The sequence below is a fragment of the Affinundibacterium flavidum genome, assembly GCF_014284175.1.
GTDB lineage: Bacteria > Pseudomonadota > Gammaproteobacteria > Burkholderiales > Burkholderiaceae_D > Undibacterium > Undibacterium flavidum.
The window spans coordinates 1-15,959 of sequence record NZ_JACOGA010000016.1 but is presented as its reverse complement, the minus strand read 5'-3'; the positions used below and the strand labels follow the sequence as shown (position 1 = coordinate 15,959).

At 42.1% G+C, this 15,959-nt stretch carries 14 protein-coding genes; 10 read left to right on the top strand and 4 right to left on the bottom strand.

Annotated elements, in window-relative coordinates; translation table 11 throughout:
• Positions 1 to 334 precede the first annotated feature (334 nt).
• Together H8K55_RS16210 and H8K55_RS16205 are read left to right on the top strand one after the other, a co-directional pair.
• The gene (locus tag H8K55_RS16210; RefSeq protein ID WP_186943110.1) at positions 335 to 1,354 is read left to right on the top strand and encodes an alpha/beta hydrolase; all 1,020 of its coding nucleotides are present in this window, start codon (positions 335 to 337) and stop codon (positions 1,352 to 1,354) included.
• 448 nt (positions 1,355 to 1,802) lie between these two features.
• Positions 1,803 to 2,336, top strand: a complete 534-nt coding sequence (locus tag H8K55_RS16205; RefSeq protein ID WP_186943109.1) for a hypothetical protein — start codon at positions 1,803 to 1,805, stop codon at positions 2,334 to 2,336.
• A 448-nt stretch (positions 2,337 to 2,784) separates the two neighbouring features.
• Here the strand turns inward: H8K55_RS16205 and H8K55_RS16200 are convergent, their stop codons facing one another.
• The 3 genes from H8K55_RS16200 to H8K55_RS16190 form a co-directional block, all read right to left on the bottom strand.
• Positions 2,785 to 3,435 (bottom strand): hypothetical protein, encoded by a 651-nt coding sequence (locus tag H8K55_RS16200; RefSeq protein WP_186943108.1) that lies wholly within the window; start codon positions 3,433 to 3,435, stop codon positions 2,785 to 2,787.
• A gap of 254 nt (positions 3,436 to 3,689) precedes the next feature.
• Positions 3,690 to 5,261, bottom strand: coding sequence for an eCIS core domain-containing protein (locus tag H8K55_RS21910; RefSeq protein WP_230408666.1), 1,572 nt, complete (start codon positions 5,259 to 5,261; stop codon positions 3,690 to 3,692).
• A gap of 301 nt (positions 5,262 to 5,562) precedes the next feature.
• Entirely contained in the window at positions 5,563 to 6,411 is an 849-nt protein-coding gene (locus H8K55_RS16190; RefSeq protein ID WP_186943107.1) for an REP-associated tyrosine transposase, read from the bottom strand.
• Between the two features lie 592 nt (positions 6,412 to 7,003).
• Here H8K55_RS16190 and H8K55_RS16185 point away from each other — a divergent pair.
• The 8 genes from H8K55_RS16185 (at position 7,004) to H8K55_RS16150 (ending at position 15,752) form a co-directional block, all read left to right on the top strand.
• Positions 7,004 to 7,615, top strand: a complete 612-nt coding sequence (locus H8K55_RS16185; RefSeq protein ID WP_186943106.1) for a hypothetical protein — start codon at positions 7,004 to 7,006, stop codon at positions 7,613 to 7,615.
• A gap of 379 nt (positions 7,616 to 7,994) precedes the next feature.
• Complete coding sequence (locus H8K55_RS16180) at positions 7,995 to 9,131, top strand: ImmA/IrrE family metallo-endopeptidase (RefSeq protein ID WP_186943105.1); 1,137 nt, start codon at positions 7,995 to 7,997, stop codon at positions 9,129 to 9,131.
• A complete protein-coding gene (locus H8K55_RS16175) occupies positions 9,128 to 9,619 on the top strand; it encodes a DUF4411 family protein (RefSeq protein ID WP_186943104.1) in 492 nt (163 codons plus the stop codon). The genes H8K55_RS16180 and H8K55_RS16175 overlap by 4 nt, the downstream gene beginning before the upstream one ends.
• A 139-nt stretch (positions 9,620 to 9,758) precedes the next feature.
• Positions 9,759 to 10,529 carry a hypothetical protein gene (locus H8K55_RS16170; RefSeq protein ID WP_186943103.1) on the top strand — a complete coding sequence of 257 codons (771 nt, stop codon included), beginning with the start codon at positions 9,759 to 9,761 and terminating at the stop codon, positions 10,527 to 10,529.
• A gap of 872 nt (positions 10,530 to 11,401) precedes the next feature.
• Entirely contained in the window at positions 11,402 to 12,355 is a 954-nt protein-coding gene (locus tag H8K55_RS16165) for a hypothetical protein (RefSeq protein WP_186943102.1), read from the top strand.
• Positions 12,356 to 12,363: 8 nt separating this feature from the next.
• Positions 12,364 to 13,353: a hypothetical protein gene (locus H8K55_RS16160; protein ID WP_186943101.1), complete on the top strand. Its 990-nt coding sequence runs from the start codon at positions 12,364 to 12,366 to the stop codon at positions 13,351 to 13,353.
• Between the two features lie 19 nt (positions 13,354 to 13,372).
• Positions 13,373 to 14,425, top strand: coding sequence for a Ppx/GppA phosphatase family protein (locus tag H8K55_RS16155; RefSeq protein ID WP_186943100.1), 1,053 nt, complete (start codon positions 13,373 to 13,375; stop codon positions 14,423 to 14,425).
• Position 14,426: 1 nt separating this feature from the next.
• Positions 14,427 to 15,752 (top strand): hypothetical protein, encoded by a 1,326-nt coding sequence (locus tag H8K55_RS16150; protein WP_186943099.1) that lies wholly within the window; start codon positions 14,427 to 14,429, stop codon positions 15,750 to 15,752.
• 106 nt (positions 15,753 to 15,858) lie between these two features.
• Here the strand turns inward: H8K55_RS16150 and H8K55_RS22340 are convergent.
• On the bottom strand, positions 15,859 to 15,959 hold a 101-nt coding region (locus H8K55_RS22340; RefSeq protein ID WP_186942982.1), incomplete at its 5' end, for an integrase core domain-containing protein.

The window sequence follows — 15,959 nt, the reverse complement described above, 5'->3', positions numbered from 1 at the left end:
TGAATCAGGCGGCAAGCCAATCAAAAGTCGAGAAACTGGCGTATTGGTGCGAACACAAGCATGATTGAGTAGTGATTGGCTTAAGGCACGTAAAACCAAATGGAAACTAAATGGGTCAGCATCGAACGGAAATATTCGATGCTGCCCCCTTTGATTAACATTCTTTTAAATTTAAGAATAAATCAGATTGCTTCTCGTTCTGACAACTCTTAAAATCTCCATAACTAATTTATAACCAGCTGTAGACGCGCCGTGCAAAGAGCATTGGTAGCGGACACCGCTACGCGGTTCCCCTTCGGGGTGCCGCACAAAAAAAAGTTTGAGTGGAGATACGATGAAGAAAATATTCGTCAATATTGGTTTCGGCATTCTTGGACTTATCCTCGTTCTTCTCATCGTCGGCACCATCTATGAGAACTTGGGTAGACGAAGTGCTGCACAGAACTTTCCACCACCTGGCAAATTAGTCGATATTGGTGGTCGTCATATTCAATTGGATTGCCGAGGTTCGGGGAGCCCTACTGTCGTATTTCAATCGGGACAGGATATGGCGGGATCGCTGAGCTGGTCGGCAGTTCATGACGAAATTGCGAAGGCAACTCGGGCTTGTGCCTATAGTCGCGCTGGCATCATGTGGAGTGCCCCCCATGATGCTCCGGCGCTTGCAAAATCGATTGCAGAGGACTTGCATGCTGCCTTAAAAAATGCCAACGAAAAAGGCCCTTTAGTCCTTGTAGGGCACTCTCTTGGCGGCCCTTACAACATGGTCTACACGAAATACTTCGGTGCGGAAGTAGCGGGATTGGTATTTGTTGATACATCTCACCCTGATCAGCTATCGCGCGGTAGAGCACTGGAAGCTTTAGAGTCGAATTCGGCACCATTGGAAAGAAAGTCAGAGTCGAACTGGTCGGCTTTTCTAGAAAAATCGGGGGCTGCATTAAATTGGACCGGTATAGTTCGGTTCCTTGCAGCTATGGAAGAAAAAGAGGGAAATCGGACTGAGTCCAATGATCAGGCCGAGAAAGCTTACGCGTCAACTTCATTTAGTTCCTTTCTAAAGGAAGAGGATGCGCTTGAGCAAACATTGAATGAAGCAGGAACGTTTCGGCACCTTGGCGACCGCCCAATAGCGGTCTTGACAGCAGTGCAGCCTGTACCTAAACAAGAACTCTCCAAGTTCGATAAAGCATTAAAAGAAAATGGGTCGTGGATGCAGAAAGATCAAGCGAAGTGGTCATCACAGAGTCAGCATCAGCTGGTACAAGATACAGGTCACTATATCCAACTTGATCGGCCTGCGGTTGTCATTGATGCAGTGCGGTCTGTGATCTCAAAAGTGCGCGCAAAGTAGCCAGAGCAAGTGTAAGGCCTGATAATCATCTCGCTGTTTACTGCACGCGAAGTCGGTGATTCCATTTACAACATTGCTCCTTCAGCGTTCATATTCATAACGATCATCGTAATCGGCATAAATATTTGCTCGTGCATTCCCGCGGGCTGTGACGTGCTACAAAGCACCTGCATACTCTATGCGCAATGGTCTCGCCATTTCAATCTCCCGTCGATTTAGTTACGGTAGAGTCTGGGATGGCGAAAGAGAAGTGTCAAATGTAAGGCCTGACCCCGGGCTTTTGACCCCGGGCTTTCTTAGGGTAGTGAAAGAGAATATCAAATGTAAGGTCTGACCCCGTCCTTTGAAACAGCACCCACCGTTAACCAATTGAATTTACTCGATTTTTAACCGGACACTACTGGTGTAAAATGTACAATTTACGCAATTCAAAAAGGTGTATGGCTCCATGAATAAAATTCTTCCACTATTTTTCTTGTTACTTGTTGGATGCAGCACTTCAGCACCTAAGTCGCTACCCATGAATTTGCAAGCTGAGCTTAATGCAGTGAATGCGTTATTGGATCATCCAGATTTCGCAACTTCAGGAAAGGTTCGTTTGACAATCAACGATGGTTGTATCGTAAATGTGACCACATCTTGGGAAGAATCTGTACTGACTCAGAATCTTGCGTCATCAGGTCAAACGGTCGCTGTCTTCAACATGCGATCTGATATGAAAGATCCTCAGTATGTCCCAAGCAAAACAGTAAACATGGATGGCGCGACTATTAAACTACCGCACGGCGTACAAGTCCCTTTGAATGAAAAAATATCGATCAAAAGTTCATGGACTTCGATTACTGATAAAAAGCTAAATGAAATGGAACATATCGACTCCGGATTGTTTTTTTCCATGGCGAATGATGCTTCGTTAAGCAGAACAACATCGATCATTTTGCATTTGAAAAATATGCGGAGTATTTGTTCAAGTCAACTCTAGAACACGAAAAAATTAGAACAAGAACGGGGTCAGTTCCAAAACAAGAACGGGGTCAGTTCCAACATTCATACATTTTACGACCGATGTTGGCATGCTAAAACTGACCCTTCCTTGGCGAATAAATGTCAAATGTAAGGCCTGACCCCGTGCTCCGCTTGACCCCGTGCTCCGCTCTCCGTGGGATGGCGAAAGAGGAAAGAGAAGTGTCAAATGTAAAGCCAGACCCCGGGCTTTCGTTATAGGAAAATTTTTATTGCAGTCATTTGCGAGTATTTTGTTCCACTACTTGACTACCGGGGGCTAATGGGTGACCCCGTGTTTCCGGTTTATCTGCAATGCGCAAACTGCTTACATACCAACTTCGAGAATGACCCCGTTCCGTTCACTTCAAAAAATATGTCATGTCAAAGCTTGACACTCGACTTTTAAACCAATTTCAAACTCTTTATCACTTATCGTTACCAGTTCCCCAATTATGCATAATTTCTTTCCCATCTAGATCGATTGGAAATCCTTGTCTAAGGCTCAAAAAACCGTCACGGAAAAGGCCTTTTAGCAGCATTCCTGCAAATTCCTGAGAAGTTAAAAGGGGTTGGTCTTTCAATAATTTAAGTTTGGGAGTTGCCCGCCAGACTGGCTTTTTCTGGCTTACATCCCAAAGGGCGGTTACAAAGTTGACTGAAATATCTGACATACGAGCACCGTATGAGTTGGTTAAATAACTTGTGGAAAATGGGGTCACCACTAAAAGATGCGTTGCTTTTGTTTTTTCTAAAAATGGTGGAACTTCATGATCAGTAATCAGTTTCTGTTGAATGATGAGTCCTTGAAGAGCTATTTCATTTTTCGAAAATATTGCTGGAAGGCGCGTCTTTAAACTTTCAGGAAGTTTTGCTTGATAAAAAGATTTTTCCGTTGATGATGCAACATTTACCGAGGATAAATCGCCCAAGCTAATAACAATTGAGACATCTTTAATAGGCGGAGCATTTCGTTCAAGTCTGAGGGAGTCAATTTTTGTCGCGCATCCAGTGAAAATTATGGCGATTGAGAGATACCAAATGTTTAGAATTGATTTCATACCTTGTGCTTTGTCCATGGAGAATTTATTGAGTAATTTTTAACTATATTAAAATTACATGGATGTTAAAGCGAAATAGATAAGTTCCATGAACATTATTTCGAGTAAAAAATTGACACGAACACTTTGGGGTCAGGCCTTGATATTCAACATCCGTCAACGCCACTCTCCCTCTGATTTATTTACTGATGAATGTCGAATGTAAGGCCTGACCCAGTACTGTACTTACGCATTTTTCATACGAAGGAGGCGTGAGCAGATGGTCGGTAGGTTTAAAGAACAGGCCAGTCACCATCGTATTCATCTAAAGTTTCTTTCATTGCATCGACGGCATCAGTGACTTCATCAATATCTTTGTTCGAAACACCCTCTCTTACCCAACCCATCATTTCTTCCCATTCCCTTTGATTCTTTAGAAAATCCCAATCCCAATCGAATACTGCGACGTCTTTATCACCTTTTGCAGCATTATCAGTCCCCGCTAATGGAACCAAATTATCCATATCATGGTAGTACTTTCTTGCGCCGTGTATGGTTGGTTCAACGGTGGTGTTCTTTATTGCTGTTTTCTTTTTTGCTAAAGTTTTTGATTTTGGCCATGCAATATGTTTTTTCTTACCATCTTCTAAGTGGTAATAATTTTTCATCGCACTGTTCGAATAAGCTGCGGATATTGCTTGGTTTTCGTCTACATCAAGTAGATCATCTTTCATGCTCGATACGGTTTTTGCATGATCTAGTTGTATACCCCGCTCGTCAATGAATTGTCCTGTTTTTTGTTCTTTTATACCCCGAATTCCCCAATTGTTAGGTTTCGTGACCCAGCCTTTATCATTCCAATGATCGATCATCTTTTCTCGCCAGCCAGTGATAAAGCCGCTCGATGCAAGACGTTTAAAATTATCTACTCCGGAGCGATAAGTGTCAGATTTTCCATGGGGATTATAGTCGTCAGCTTCGGATTCTTCGTAGCTACCAGGTAACATAAATTGAATTGTTCGACTATTGGTTAATCCCTTCATTTGGGCGGTTTTTACAGTATCTCCCATTTGATGGATTGCCCGCGCGCCCATCACATCTGCTTCACTCTCCAAACTCACATCATCATTCACCGCTATCCCGCTTTGCATTTGCATGGTTGGTCTAACACGCCCTTGTGCTTGCTGAACTACATGCCAAGCTTCATGTGGCAAATGTTGCTCTTGACCCGGTGCAATGTGGATATCGCTACCTTGAGCATAAGCATGGGCGTTAAGTTGTGCGGGTTGGGCAGAGTTGTAATGAACTTTGACATGATCCATGTTCATGCCAGAGAGTGATTCGATACCCGATTTAAGATTGTCTGGAAGCCCAGTGTCGTTTGATTTTGCGGGCTGACTATCGATCGCGCGTTGGATAGAATCGTTGATCAATTTTGCTTGTAGCGGTTCCTCATCTTCAATTCGCTGTGCTGTCGCCGCATGTGCCTGTAAAGGCTCCTCTTCAACCATTCGCTGTACTGTTGCAAATTTTCCTTGTAGTGGATCTTCCTCTTCAATTCTTTGCACGGATGCAAATTTTCCTTGCAGTGCTTCCTCATCTTCGACTCTTTGTGCCGTCGAGTTGTCCATGATCGTTGTCAAGGCTTTGAGCTGAGTTGTACGCTCGCTCGCTTTTGCTAATTGGTTCAGTTTTTGTAGTTGATTGCTTTGCGCGCTGTTGTGTGAGATTACTTGTAATTGATTGAGTGCCTCGTTTGACTTGCTGTTTGCAGAGCTCGCTTGCGACTTAAGTTGTGTCTTCGGTTTAGCATGGGAAGACAGATTTTCGGCTTCGCTTTGTTTCTGGTAAGTTGTTGAACTCATGATTGACCTCATTAAGAATAACCGTGGACACAAGAATGAACTGAATCAAAAATTATATTGTTTTTGATAAAATTTTTGCGAAATAAACCATAGCGGTGTTGTATCGCCATGCTTATTTCCATGCATATAAGCAAAAAAAATGCCTGCTTGAGCACCTCAGCAGGCAATCTTGTCTGATACCACTTCGACTAGCGAAATGTTCTCTTATCAGCCAATTTGGCAGCATCAACAATAGCTGCACAGTCGACCGCAAAAAAGGCGCGGAAGAACGGGGTCAGGTTTCATATTCGACATTCAGCAATCAATCAACACCACGCTCTTTCTGTTTCACAGCCCGACTAACCGTCGCGTAACTTACCCCAAAATGGGTACCTACCTGCTCAAGTGTGTAGTGCCCACTCAAGTATGCCAATGCCATATTTTCGTTTCGTGTGTTTTCCAAATTCACAAAGTAATCCAATGGTTTGATGAGGGCTTGTTTTTGTTTTTTAGGGATGTCTTTGAGTGATTGTTCGGGATCGAGCTTGCATTGCATATCAAGTACAAAATCGTCGTCACCGAGATAAATTTGGTTCTTCAAGCTCTGCCAAGGAGAAGGCTGTCCTTTGCCCTGCTGTACAAATTCACAATTGCACTGCTGTGCGATATTCTTGGTCTTGGCAAATCCACCCAGAACCCAATCGGTCGTCAGACATGCCGCGCCTTCTGCCAATCCGGCAGTGGCACGATAGCTACTCCACGGCCAGTCTTTGGCACTGCGCACCATGCCAGCACGTACCGGATTTAAGGCGATGTAGCGCGCCAATTCAAGCAGGTAGGATTCTTTCTGCACCAAAATCGCTTTAAATCGCCCCTGAAAAACATGGCCAACTCGTTGATACTGCCGATTGACATACTGGGTATAAGAACCACTGAGCAATTTCATACCGTCAGACAAACTTGCTCGGTTTGTTTCAATCAAAAGATGGTAGTGATTGTCCATCAGACAGTAAGCGTGACAATACCAATCATAGCGATCCACCACAATTTTCAACAGCGATAAAAACCGCTGGCTATCATCGTCATTGCCATAAATATTCGCTCGTGCATTCCCGCGGGCTGTGACTTGGTACAAAGCACCTGCATACTCTATGCGTAATGGTCTCGCCATTTCCATCTCCCGTCGATTTAAATGCTGAAGCGCTTAAGATGATGAAAGAGAAATGTCAAATGTAAGGCCCCTTGCTCCGGATTCTGACCTCTGGCTCCGGATTCTGACCTCTGGCTCCGGATTCTGACCTCTGGCTCTGGATTTAAAGAGATGAAGCGGTCTAATGGAAAATCTGGGTTCGTGTTTGCTCGTTATATTCCGCTGCTTCTTGCAATCACTCGACATCGTCGGCTTCACCTCGCATCAAGGAGGTGATTGCGGAATCGCCTGAGATTTTGAGTGTGGTGAATGGTTTGGTGTTCACAGGTTCTTAAATTGACACTGGCGAGGCTTTGGCTTCGAGGATGATCCGATTCCGTTCAGTTAAAAATCTGTCATTTCAAGGCTTAAGCCACCGCCTCAGGACAAATAGTTATCCTAATTTCTATTTAATTTCCACACTAAAATTACAAAATTACTAAAAATATAAATATACATATAAAGACTTTTACATTATTCTTTTTTGAATATTTAGTGTTTCGACCAAAAAATCTAAGTTGATTAAATACTAAATAGAGGTAACTTTTTATTTTATTTTTTCAAAAGGTACATTATGAAATCACACTATTTCAAAAACATTAAATTTGTATTAATTTTAGGTATTCTAGGGCATTTAATTATAGGAAGCGCTATGGCACAATCTGCGGATAGCCAGCCGGGAAAACCGCCTATAGTTCCGAAAGTATCTGACGAAACGGCCGAGCAGGAAGAAATTCTTTCAAAATATTTCGGCGCTGGGATTATGGCGAACATTGACCTAGGAGGACCGTCAAATTTGCGCGTTAAGAATGCGCGGCTTGTCGCGGGTAAAGTGAGAATTGACGAAGAATCTAAGGCCCAAGTTGGATTTTTTCTTGAAGCCCATAAATTCACCAAAGGTTCACCTGATGGTTTGAGCAAAACGGTAAATGGTCCTTTCGTTGGGCTTGTAATGGGTGGGGATGCGGGAATTGACACCGCAATATTGGGATGGATGTGGGGCTTTAGACAACCAAAGACAACGCAAACATTGAACTTAGGATTAGGATTAGCGATATCTCCACACGCTCAAACTTTAGGCGATGGCCTAGCAGCAAATTCTCCATTACCAGTTGGCGAAACAGAAATTCGATATAAAAAAACAACCAAATATGGATTGGCATTTTCGGTTTCTTTTGGTTTTTAAGCCCAAAAAAGAGATATAAAGTTTGACAAAACATCATTCAGCTATGGGTAGCAAACCTAACCCTAGTTGAATGATGGACTTTGTAGCTCAATCAGAGCAATCTTTCCAGCTACTTACTTTGAAATTACAGGTAGATAACAAGCCCGCGCTGAATTCATATTCTTCGGTTTCCTTGAGCTACTTTAGGCATTAAAAAACCATAATCCAAGGCGACAACGCAGTCACACAAGATAAATTTTTGTTTCAAACTTACACTTTATGTAGTTTCTTTATTTTCTATAGTTTAATTAATAGCCGTTACCTATAAAATTCGAAAAGCTAAAAAATAAGCAGTCCTGTTTCGATTTACAATCATCACTTCAACACACCCAAGAAATTTATGTCCACAGCAAATATCAATGCACAAATGCTTAGCTGGGCGCGTACGCGTTCTGGCATTGCTTTGTCTGATTTTGCTCAAAAATGTCATGTAGACGAAGAAAAAATATTGGCTTGGGAAACAGGCGAGGCTGCTCTAACATTTAGTCAAGCCATGAACTATGCCGAAAAAGCCTATATCCCGTTTGGCTATTTATTTCTCTCCGCACCACCAGAAGATTCGCTGCCTATTCCTGATTTACGCACGATAGATGGTCAGGGTGTACAGCGCCCTAGTGCCGAGCTATTGGATTTGCTTAAGCTCATGCTACAGCGTCAGGAATGGTACAAAGAATATTTAAAACAGCATTTGTCTGAATCCAATTCTATCGTCGGTCGCTTTAGTATAAATGATGGCGTTACTGCCATCGTTCAAGATATGCGGAAACACTTGAACATAGCTGAGCATCCTCAACGTGGCAATTGGGAAGAGTATTATCGCGATCTTGTAAAACGCATAGAATCTTTAGGGATTTTAGTCATGCGTCAAGCCTACCTTGGTCATTTCACTCGCCCACTCAAGGTCGAAGAATTCCGTGGCTTTGCCATCGTGGATGATTTAGCCCCGATGATTTTTGTTAATCATGCCGATGCTATGGGCGCGCGTTTATTCACCTTGATTCATGAACTCTGTCATATCTGGATTGGACAGTCCGGCTTGTCTGATGGCAGTACACAAACTCAACGACAAGACGAAATTTTATGCAATGCCGTTGCCGCAGAACTGCTTGTGCCAGAAAAAGAGTTCAGCAGTTTATGGAATGATCAACTGGAAAATTGGCAGGCCAATCTACCAGCACTTGAAGCACGCTTCCATGTAAGCACTTGGGTACTCGCAAGACGTGCGTTAACCTTAGGCTTCGTCACGCAAGAAGAATACGGAATTTTTATCAGCGCAAAAGTCAAAGCGCATAAAAATAAAGAAGCTAGCGGCCCTTCGTATTACACGCTGAAAAAGGCACAGATCAGCACGGCTTTCTCCAAGGCGGTGGTGACCGAAGCGCTTAGCGGACAGCTTTTATTACGTGAGGCAAGTGCATTATTGGGCGGCATCAAACCAAACAAGATTGCACACTTCGCTAAGGAGCTAGGTCTTTGAAATACTTATTAGACGCAAACACCTACATCCAAGCAAAGAACCAATACTACGGCATGGATATTTGTCCCGCATACTGGGATTGGTTAGATCAACAATTTCAATTTGGTGTGGTCGCTAGTATCCACATGATCGCCAAAGAACTCAAAGATGGTAACGACGAATTAGCCAGTTGGGTGAAAGAACGCCCTGCACATTTCTTAGCGAATGACGATGTGGCTACACAATCTGTGTTTGCACAAATCGCACAAACCGTAGTAACTGGCGATTACAACCCTGGGAATCGAGATGATTTTCTAGCGAAAGCTGATCCTTGGATAATTGCAAAAGCAAAAACGATAGGCGCAACTATCGTGACGCATGAAGCTTTGGCTGCTGCTAATACGAAGAAAGTCAAAGTACCAAATATCTGTCTTCAGTTCGACGTGCCTTGCGTGAATACGTTTCAGTTTTTGCGGGAATTAAAAGCGCGGTTTGTGTTGTCTGTTTAGTCTTAAGACCACACAAAAACCGTCAGTGTCGAATTCTTTTAATCGATGCTGCCCCCTTTAGTTATGAGAAACCCGTACCGCTGTCGATACAGCTTTATGGGCGCTCTGTTCTTTTTAGTTAATTCTTAGATGGGGCAAGATGAAGGAAACTCTAGAATACCTATTTGCTCCATTGAAAGAAGCGGTTGCTTCCAGATTTGCAAGTCCATTGACTTCAAGCTACGTGATTTCATGGAGCCTATGGAATTACAAGTTGATCATGATCGTATTTTCAAGCAATTCCATTTCAACCACTTTCGGTCTAATTGATAAGCACGTTTTTCCAAATGCAACTGCGACATTTATGAATTTATTCGCTCCGTTTGCACTCGCAATCTTTTATCTATATGGCTACCAAAAACTTTCAAATTGGATTCATAAAGATCAGACAACGCTCCAAATAGGACATCAAAATAAATTAAAAGAAGCGACCAAAGGTGCACTTTTGACCCTCGAAGAATCAATGATAATACAAGGCGAAATGATCGCACTCAGACTGAACAAAGATACCGAAATTGCAGACCTTAGAAGGCAACAAATTGAGCTTGAATTAGTTGTCAAAACTCAAGCTGAGAAACTCGCGAAGTTCGAATCAGGCTTAGACAAAAAACAAAAAGAACTGCTGCTCAGCGAAGACGAATCAACAATCTTGACAGTACTGGGCGCTCACCAAAAATTAGATGGCCAGCAACTTAAACAAATATCGAAAATTCCAACTTTATCCTTTGACTATTTCATCAAGAAACTGGTAGATCAGAAATACGTTGCCGAAGTACCGCATGAAGATTCTTTGGATTTTACAATTTACGAACTAACCCAAGCTGGACGTTTCTACGTACTTAATCGTGAAAAATCAAAGAGTAGCGAATAAATAGCGCCCAAAAATTTTAAGGGCATAACTTTTTCTATTAATTGATAATACCGCTTCCGTCCTAACACTTGCTCTCACCATGCGTGACAGACTTTTGAGTTGTGCGCACGGTCGAAGGCTTATGAATCGTCTGCAATGTGAGCCACAAGGGGTTGGAACCGAAAGGTAGCCACAGATCTGCCCATCACTTGGACGCAAAGCGGTACTGAGATGCTTCTGGAGTAGCAGTGCTACTTGGGCGAAAACAGCAACACCATTTTCGCTAGAACCACATGGGTGACTGGTGCGATTCACGCAACCACACGACGAAGCAACAGGGCACGATGGCATTTTGAGATAGATGTGTGGTGGCGTTGCAGGAAATTTCTATCGCGGTAATTTGCGAGTATTTGGTTCGACTACTTGACTACTGGGGGCTAATGGGTGACCCCGCGTTTCCACTTGACTCCGCGTTTCCATTGATGATCTGTCACAGTGATTGAGTTTGGTACAAGCTGAGTCGTAGAAGCTAAAGCAATGCACGGGATATATTAAAAGCCAAATGTTAGCTCCGAGGATAATCCCGTTCCAGCCATTTCAAAATGTATCATTTCAAAACGTGACTTCATCTCATAGCATTCGCATTTAAAACGATCGCAGGCACGTTTGTGCATGAACTGCTGCCTTGCGTGGAAATGTGTTGCGTGATCGGGTCAATTTATGTCGAAAATTGCACTTATGATCATGCGACTCGGTTAGAATATTTTCATTCGGTGGTTTAAGTTAATATCTTTTGTGATGCACTACCGACAAATGTGTTCAATTGACCTGACGATGTCAAGGGTTAACTGAATTTTACTTTTTTTGATCGTCTAGATAGAAAGACCATAACTATGCCATTGATTTCGATTGAGTACCCTGAGTTTATGCCAAGACAAGAAGTGCTAAAGGCACAGACATGGTGTAGAAGGTCGCCTTTACCACACCCCATAGGTAGACTTGGCCTGCTTGGTGAAGATCATGTTGGACGTGACTATGCGTTGTTTTCAGCAGTCCTAATAGCGGAATTTGTTGGTATGTTCTTAATTACACGCTATATGCCGACATCGGTCGCCGTTGGATTAGCGTTTGGTGCATTGATGTTGGATTTAGTTTTTGCGTTTTGGCATCATCGTCAAACATGTCCACGTATATTAGAGGTTAAAGAGTATGTTGCAGATATTGAAGTGAGCGATGATCGAGCACCGACTGCTGTTTCTGGTGGTTATGCTGAAAGAATAAGTCGGAGAAATGCAATTGGTATAATTCCAACAATTGTCCTTGTCTTAATCACAGTATTGAAAGTTTTTGCCTACTATCGAATAGGCGGGCAAAAGATCGACTCATCATTATTCGCAATGACGATTGTCTATGTCGCGACATGCATTGTTCACCTATATATTACTGGCTACGTGTTGGCACATTTATGGGCTTCAGGTTGGTTTGGAATTTGGGGGTTTAGTAAGGATCTTTCTCGTTATAAATCTAATTCAAAAGATACTCGTTATCTTGCAAGCGCAAGATCATTCCCACAGAAAATTAGTGGCGACGCAGCGTTGAGAATTGCATTAAAGAAGGTGCCAGCACCGAAATCAGAAGAAACGTTCGCGCAACACAGAGCGCACAAAATTATTTTTAATAGAGAAGAAAATGGAAGCTGGGCTTTATACCTTAAGCCACTTGGTGCCATTTATGATCAAGATATTGTGGGATTAATGAATATCTTTTCTCAATCTGAATATGCTTCTGCTGCGCAAACTGAAGTGGCAAAAGCAGCTCTGTTCATTCAATCCCATCGCATAATCTGAGAGCCAGTATGAAACCCTTCGGCAAAAGAATATACCTACTATTTATTGTTCTTATTTTCGGTGGATGCAGTCGCCCACCAGAGCAAATTATAAAGATCACTTTTTATTCAAATGCACCACTTTATCAGTCGACAGAGCCATCACAGTTAACCTTCGACGAAAAATTGAAACCTTTCATTTTACCGCTGACAGGTGGGCCAGATTGCGATAACGTGACTTTTGAGCCGCAAATTTACTTGCGAAGATTCGACCAGAATCAGTCTAAAACGGTTCCAATAGGTTCTTTAGAAAAGCTAACTCAATCGACTGGGATCGATGGTTTTCTTTCGGTAAAATTATCTGGTAAAGCGCTGGAAGAAAAAGTTGCCAAAACAATACAAAATTGGAAGCCGCCTGTCGAAGCACTTGCTCCTGCTACAGCAACTTTAGTCAATTTATCAGAATTAAAAGGACTTCTTACACTTGAGAAACCCAATGTGCTGGTATATTTAACTGATGAAGTTCAATTCAGTAGAAGTTTTTCAAAGCTCATTGAAACCGATCTCAAAGAGACCACTATTGTGGTTGGTTCAGCAAATAGTCAAAAGACTTCGGCAGATCTACTGAAGGCACTATGCAAGCTACCAGCAACGCAAGATAAGCCTTTGGAAGTCGCTTATATTTTATTGAATGGAGCTGTCTCAACGCACCAAGAAAAATGTCCAAAAGGACAAGTAGGTTCACCACCGAACTGCACAACCCCGGCTATAGCTCAGAAGTGCCCAATAGGACAGATAGGCTCCCCCCCTAACTGTTCAGTCCAACATGCGGAGAAATGCCCACTTGGACAAATGGGTACGCCACCTAATTGCTCAGCCTCATCGCCAGAGAAGTGCCCTCAGGGGCAAATAGGTACCCCCCCAAACTGCTCAAGATTGAAACCAATGCCGGATCCGAATATCAAAGACTGCCAACCAGGCACTCCTGGGTGCGACAAGTTCACTAAGGGTAATATTTAATTTAATTAATGGAGTTGGTATGCTGAATAAATTAGTGATAAGTTTGATTGCCTTAACTTTCTGTGTAATTGGTAGTTCCGCGAATGCCGAAGTTATTGCAGCAATTGAATTGGGTTCAAAAGGTGTCAAAGTTCGTGTGATTGATATTAATACTAAGGCAGGGGATTCCGAGGCAGTTGCAGAATACAAGATCATATACAAAGCGAATTCTAATCCTGGAATAATTGATGGTGCGAAAGACGGCTTCCTGACAACTGAAGGAATTGAACGTGGTGCAAAAGCAGTTGCAGAACACCTAAATGTGCTTCGAAAATATGATCCTGTTTATTCAGTAATTGTCGCGTCAACATCACTTGATCTCTATAACAATCGGCCTGTATTAGAGAGGAGAATTAGAGAACTTTCTGGTATTGATGTTAAATTAATTTCTGGACCAGAGGAGATCTATTATGCAATGCGCACAAGTATTCGCCCAAGACTAGAATCTCGCAGCATGCTGCTAGATATTGGCAGCGGAAATACAAAACTTGGTTTTCATACTAGGAACAATGCACGTAGGTTTGAATCATTCACCGTTGACTATGGAACTGCAAACCTGGCAAAAAAGGCTCTTGAACGCGGTGGTGACTATTCAATCACATTAGCAAAAATAATTGACGAAGAGATTCGTCCAGTTATACGCAAAGAACTGGCAAGCGTAGGTGGATACGCAAATATTCGGAGAAGAATTTACATGGAGGGAGGCACCCCTTGGGCAGTTTCGTCGTTTTCCAAACCGTTAGAAATTAACAAACCGTATACCTATCTTAATGTATCAGATGTGCGAAGAACTGCTCAACGTTTTGCCAGTGCCGATTGGTCTGCACCTGATCTACCTCAGTATGCAGAAGATGGAATAAGCGAAGTTCTCGACGTATTCCCTCCACATAAACGTGAATTGCAAGCCGGATCTGCGTTGCTTGTTGCCGTTTTGGAGGAAATAAAAGCAGATACACGCCAAATAATTTTCAATCGTGATGGTGGTTGGGTTATTGGCTATCTAATGGCAAACTACTTAAATGAACAAAAATAGAATGAGATATTTATCATTTTCGACTTGTGTCATCGGGGCTTTTTGCATTTTGACGGAAACTTCCTTTGCTCAATCTAGCGGTTGGAAACGCGATTACCTAAAGCTTGAAAATACACCACTGAATTTTCGATGTGGGTCATTAAAAGTGAAGTGCGACGACGCTGGTTTTCGTCCAATTTATTTAAATGGTGTTCTTTATCTAAAAGATGAAAAGAAGGAAGTATCTACAGAAGGCGTAAGACTTTTATCTCAGAGCAATAGTAAATCACCATTTTTTGACAGCGAGTTGTTATTGTCTAACGAGTTTGCCGGAATTCATTCTGCAGTTTCTGTTGGAAATCGCATACCTAGCTCCTATTTTGTGCTATCCAATGGCAGTAAGGTTGAGGGTAAATTTGAGCCTGAGTTGTACTTAATAAAAAGCAAAAATCTATTGAACGCTATTTCGCTTAAGGAACAAGATTTACAGCCGTCAGCTTCACTTCCTCGAGGAAATACGAAGGCCGGAGGCATTATCAATCACTGTACATTTCCAGCGCAAAAGGAAGTTAATATCAGTTCATTTAAGGATTTTGCTGAATTTATTAACGTCAGAAACCTAGCAACACAAACATTGTATCGATGCATTGCAAATTTAAGTCAACCTCCCACACAAATAACTTCTACATCCAATACAGAAAGTCTAGCCGTTACCTCTTTGAAAAATCCAGTAATCAATGGTAATGCAATACGTGAGAAAATATTTGATATAATCTCACGCAAAAATGGCGTTGCAAATAAAGCAAATATTGTCGATGCGCTCATGACTGATCGTGGCATTTTGTTTGCTATTGACGAGTACGAATCGTCGACTTTCAAAAAGCCTTTGGCGGTAGCATTTGTTTGGGTTCCAATTTCTATTTTTGATAACGATTCAATTGAATTGAATTCAAAAAATGGTGTTTTCGTAGATTTCAGCGATTTTATTGAACAAACCTTTGACTCGCCAGTACAAGTTTCTGCATTAACTTTAGATGACAAACACTCCGAAATGGTCAAGTTTTCCATCACTGTGAGGAAAGGAATTACAACCTCTTTCTATTCGACCCCATTAGCTAAATTGACCGAGCAGCATAATTCCGAAAAATTTGAGCTCTTGATAGGTGCTACAGCAAACGGACACCGCACACTAATTTTTCCAGGTATTGTTTCTCATTTTGTTCCAATTGGCAGTGATGAATGGCTATTACTTTCAAACATTGTCGACTCCTCTAATACTGAAACGTCGAAGTATTTTTCGATCAAACGAGACACTTATGTTGAGCTGAGTATGCCAACGAGGAAATAACTTCGGATTATCGTAAGATAGCCTCAAATCTATGTATGCGACCTAAAAACACGAAATTAATTTTGCATTACATTTGATTCTGTCTAGTCCTAAAATAAGTTGACAACTAAAAGTGTTGCAAACACGCTCGATGAACCTCATTGGGCGTTTTGTTTTTGAGACTAGAGTGTGGCCGTTCGTTGTTATAGATTTGAATGGACTGTGCGA

What these genes read in the sequence shown, in the direction of transcription:
- H8K55_RS16150 (WP_186943099.1), top strand. Translation starts at nt 14,427, where the DNA reads ATGAGATATTTATCATTTTCGACTTGTGTCATCGGGGCTTTTTGCATT.
- H8K55_RS16210 (WP_186943110.1), top strand. Translation starts at nt 335, where the DNA reads ATGAAGAAAATATTCGTCAATATTGGTTTCGGCATTCTTGGACTTATC.
- H8K55_RS16180 (WP_186943105.1), top strand. Translation starts at nt 7,995, where the DNA reads ATGTCCACAGCAAATATCAATGCACAAATGCTTAGCTGGGCGCGTACG.
- H8K55_RS16170 (WP_186943103.1), top strand. Translation starts at nt 9,759, where the DNA reads ATGAAGGAAACTCTAGAATACCTATTTGCTCCATTGAAAGAAGCGGTT.
- H8K55_RS16155 (WP_186943100.1), top strand. Translation starts at nt 13,373, where the DNA reads ATGCTGAATAAATTAGTGATAAGTTTGATTGCCTTAACTTTCTGTGTA.
- H8K55_RS16190 (WP_186943107.1), bottom strand. Translation starts at nt 6,411, where the DNA reads ATGGCGAGACCATTACGCATAGAGTATGCAGGTGCTTTGTACCAAGTC.
- H8K55_RS16165 (WP_186943102.1), top strand. Translation starts at nt 11,402, where the DNA reads ATGCCATTGATTTCGATTGAGTACCCTGAGTTTATGCCAAGACAAGAA.
- H8K55_RS16160 (WP_186943101.1), top strand. Translation starts at nt 12,364, where the DNA reads ATGAAACCCTTCGGCAAAAGAATATACCTACTATTTATTGTTCTTATT.
- H8K55_RS16205 (WP_186943109.1), top strand. Translation starts at nt 1,803, where the DNA reads ATGAATAAAATTCTTCCACTATTTTTCTTGTTACTTGTTGGATGCAGC.
- H8K55_RS16200 (WP_186943108.1), bottom strand. Translation starts at nt 3,435, where the DNA reads ATGGACAAAGCACAAGGTATGAAATCAATTCTAAACATTTGGTATCTC.
- H8K55_RS16185 (WP_186943106.1), top strand. Translation starts at nt 7,004, where the DNA reads ATGAAATCACACTATTTCAAAAACATTAAATTTGTATTAATTTTAGGT.
- H8K55_RS21910 (WP_230408666.1), bottom strand. Translation starts at nt 5,261, where the DNA reads ATGAGTTCAACAACTTACCAGAAACAAAGCGAAGCCGAAAATCTGTCT.